This window comes from Pseudomonas linyingensis (assembly GCF_900109175.1).
GTDB classification, from domain to species: Bacteria; Pseudomonadota; Gammaproteobacteria; order Pseudomonadales; family Pseudomonadaceae; genus Geopseudomonas; species Geopseudomonas linyingensis.
In genome coordinates this window covers 1-3,181 of the sequence record NZ_FNZE01000036.1, presented here as the reverse complement: position 1 = coordinate 3,181, position 3,181 = coordinate 1, and the positions used below count along the sequence as shown (strand labels likewise).

Genomic DNA, 3,181 nt, shown 5'->3' with positions numbered 1-3,181 from the left:
GCGGAACCACCCCAGGTCTCAGCGCAGACCTTGGTCAGAGCAGCAGTCAGAGTGGTCTTGCCATGGTCGACGTGACCGATGGTACCAACGTTGACGTGCGGTTTGTTACGTTCAAATTTCTCTTTAGCCATCGAGACACTCTCCCGTCGAGGAACTGGACAAATTGCCCACATAGAACAAAGGCAGATATTTTCATATCTGCCTTTGTTTAGTTGGAGCTCATGAGCGGATTTGAACCGCTGACCTCACCCTTACCAAGGGTGTGCTCTACCAGCTGAGCTACATGAGCGAACTCCGTGCACGAACAACATAACTGGAGCGGGTAGCGGGAATCGAACCCGCATCATCAGCTTGGAAGGCTGAGGTTCTACCACTGAACTATACCCGCGGAGCTTGTGGCTCACGCTTAAATCTGGTGGAGGGGGAAGGATTCGAACCTTCGAAGTCGATGACGTCAGATTTACAGTCTGATCCCTTTGGCCACTCGGGAACCCCTCCAAACGGTGCAGCATTCTCTACGCTTGCCGCACTCACGTCAAGCGCAATCTATGCAAGCCTGACCACTTTTCGATGCCTGCCTAGCAGTGCGTCTCAAGTGGTGCGCAGTATAGGCAGTCATTCGGCGCTGTGCAACCCCCTGCACGAGATAAGTTGATGTTTTAGATCGAGAAAGTCGACAGACAGGCGAGCCAGCATCGCGTCATCGACCAGACGCTGGCTTTCTCTGCCCACTCGAACCCAGTACTCCTGATAAACCCGCGGCAATTCACGGACCTGCGGCTCGTAACCAGCCCCCCGCAGCTTCTCGGCGATGCTCACGGCGGAGTCCAGCCGCGGAAAGACCCCAAGCAGGATTCCGTTGGCCAACTCGCCCTCGGTAATCAGGTAGCTATCGATGCCTCGTGCCTGCAGCTCACGCAATTGACGCAGCGAGGCCTGCCTCGAGGCCAGTGGTGGGATATAGACCCAGTGATCGGCACCGAACGAGGCTTCGGTGGTGACCATGCGCGCCCCGACATCCAGGCTCAGCAGACGCTGCTCGAGCTGGCGGGCACGCTCGACCGCGTCGAACCCTCCCAGTACCAGACAATGCGCGGCGGCGTCCCCTGCGATGGACACCGAACTCTTCGGCCTTGGCCTTCCAGCCTCCGCCTCCGCCTCCGCCTCCGCCATCAGCGTCAATCCCTGAACAACCCGCTCGCCCCCCCCCTCAGCCTGCCTGGCCAGCAGCGGCAGTTCGCTGGAGCCGCTTGGCGCCAGGCGATGCTGCCAGGCGAACAACCCTATATTCATCAACAACAGCAACAGAAACAGCCAACGCATCTGCTCAACCCCGCTCAATCGGACAAGCCAGTGCCAGACCCACGAAAACCAGATCGGCGACACTCCTGGCACCAGGCCACACATCGGCTACCAGGGCAGCATCACCTCCAGTAAGGAAAACTTCGAAGTCCGCCCCCAGGAGACCTGCAGCCTGCGCACATTGCAGGCCGACAAATCCCCTGAGCATCTGTACGCAACCTCGCTCTACGGCCTGGGCCGAGGTGCGCCCCGGAGTCAAATCGGCCACCGCCTGGCCCGCCTCGGCATCGTCGTAACGAATTCGCCGCGTATGCGTGCGCAGCTGGGCACGCATCAGCGGCAACCCCGGACAGATGTAGCCGCCCAGATGCTCGCCGCCTGCATCGACGTAATCTGCAGTGATTGCCGTGCCAAGGTCGATAACCAGGCAGGCCTTGCCGGCCAACCGATACCCGCCAAGGATAGCCAACCAGCGATCAAGCCCCAAACGCCGATAATCCTCGTAGCCATTGCGCACCCCGGAGCAGTATGGCGCTGCAGCGGCTTGCAGCACATGCACGGGGTGGCGCGCCGTCAAGAGCTCCAGCAACCGACTGGTCTCCTCACCGCTGCGGACGCTGACGATCCGGCACCAGCGCAAATGCAGACCCGTCAGCCCCTCCAACTGCCCCATCAGGTCGGCATCCGACACGGCAGAGCCGACATGGCGCGGCGCCAGGCCTTCGCCTGGCAAAACCCGCCACTTGATCAGTGTGTTGCCGCAATCCAGCTCAAGAATCATGCTGCAGCCTCAGGCTCAGTTCGCCGCCACTGTAAACCTGCTCCCCACCCTCGACAGCCAGCCGCAAGCCACCATCAACGCTCACACCCAACACCGTGCCGCCAATTTCATGCACACCGCTGATCAGTCGAACCTCACGGCCCTGCCACACATGACTGGCTTCCCACTCCTCGTGAAAGGCAGCAAACCCCTGCTCTCGATGCACGCTCAACACCCGTTCGAGCTCGACCGCAAGTGCAACGGCCAGTTCATTGCGCTCGACCTGCCGGCCCGCTTCCAGATACATGGAGGTCCAGTCCTGATCGATACCAGTCCCCATCCGCATGTTGGCGTTGATTCCTATGCCAATTACGACCTGGCATACATCCGCCGGATCACCACTCAACTCGAGCAGAATGCCGGCGATCTTTTTTCCACTCACCAGCAGATCGTTCGGCCACTTCAGGCCAACGCCGGCCACACCCAACCGCTTCAGGGTGCGTAACACCGCCACCCCCACCACCAGGCTAAGCGCCTGCAACTGTGTAGCCGAACGCTCAATTCTGATGACCTGGGAGAAATACAGATTTTCTCCATAGGGACTGATCCAGTGGCGTCCGCGCCGCCCACGCCCGGCTGTCTGCGCTTCGGCCAGCACCACGAACGGCGGCTCATGGCAGGTGAGATAGCGGAGCGCCAAGGCATTGGTCGAATCGACCCGATCCTCGACCCAGAGCCGCAAACCAGGCAGGCGCTCCTTGAGTGTCTCTAGCGACAGCAGACTCAAGGGCCGCTCCAGGCGATACCCCTTGCCTCGTACCCGATGCAAGCAGACCTCGGAATCGGTTTGCAGTTGCTGTAGCTGTTTCCAGACCGCGCTACGGCTGATACCCAACCGCTCACCCAACTCCTCTCCGGAGTGGAAACGGCCGTCCGCCAAAAGACGTAATAATTGCAAGCTAGGCACCTCGAATCGGCACGCCACGAAATCATAAACGGCAGAAGCGGCAGTCGACAAAAAATCCGCCGAAAAGCCGAAACCCCGACCAGCGTGTGCTGATCGGGGTTTCTGTATAGGTGCTTGACGATGACCTACTCTCACATGGAGAAGCTCCACAC

At 59.9% G+C, this 3,181-nt stretch carries 4 protein-coding genes and 3 tRNA genes; all 7 read right to left on the bottom strand.

Annotated elements, in window-relative coordinates:
• The coding region (locus BMZ19_RS21950) for a GTP-binding protein (RefSeq protein WP_244517302.1) at nucleotides 1-131 on the bottom strand (131 nt) is incomplete at its 3' end.
• An 82-nt stretch (nucleotides 132-213) separates the two neighbouring features.
• Nucleotides 214-289 (bottom strand) — tRNA-Thr (locus BMZ19_RS21945).
• A 25-nt stretch (nucleotides 290-314) separates the two neighbouring features.
• Nucleotides 315-388, bottom strand: a tRNA-Gly gene (locus BMZ19_RS21940).
• A 25-nt stretch (nucleotides 389-413) separates the two neighbouring features.
• Nucleotides 414-498: transfer RNA gene (locus tag BMZ19_RS21935), tRNA-Tyr, on the bottom strand.
• A gap of 117 nt (nucleotides 499-615) precedes the next feature.
• Nucleotides 616-1,323 carry an SPOR domain-containing protein gene (locus tag BMZ19_RS21930; RefSeq protein WP_090313877.1) on the bottom strand — a complete coding sequence of 236 codons (708 nt, stop codon included), beginning with the start codon at nucleotides 1,321-1,323 and terminating at the stop codon, nucleotides 616-618.
• Nucleotides 1,324-1,327: 4 nt separating this feature from the next.
• Entirely contained in the window at nucleotides 1,328-2,083 is a 756-nt protein-coding gene (locus tag BMZ19_RS21925) for a type III pantothenate kinase (RefSeq protein ID WP_090313875.1), read from the bottom strand.
• The gene (gene birA / locus BMZ19_RS21920) at nucleotides 2,073-3,179 is read right to left on the bottom strand and encodes a bifunctional biotin--[acetyl-CoA-carboxylase] ligase/biotin operon repressor BirA (RefSeq protein WP_342028264.1); all 1,107 of its coding nucleotides are present in this window, start codon (nucleotides 3,177-3,179) and stop codon (nucleotides 2,073-2,075) included. The genes BMZ19_RS21925 and birA overlap by 11 nt, the downstream gene beginning before the upstream one ends.
• Between the last annotated feature and the right edge of the window lie 2 nt (nucleotides 3,180-3,181).

Excerpts from the sequence above, each read along its gene's own strand:
- BMZ19_RS21930 (WP_090313877.1), bottom strand. The coding sequence starts at position 1,323 with ATGCGTTGGCTGTTTCTGTTGCTGTTGTTGATGAATATAGGGTTGTTC.
- BMZ19_RS21925 (WP_090313875.1), bottom strand. The coding sequence starts at position 2,083 with ATGATTCTTGAGCTGGATTGCGGCAACACACTGATCAAGTGGCGGGTT.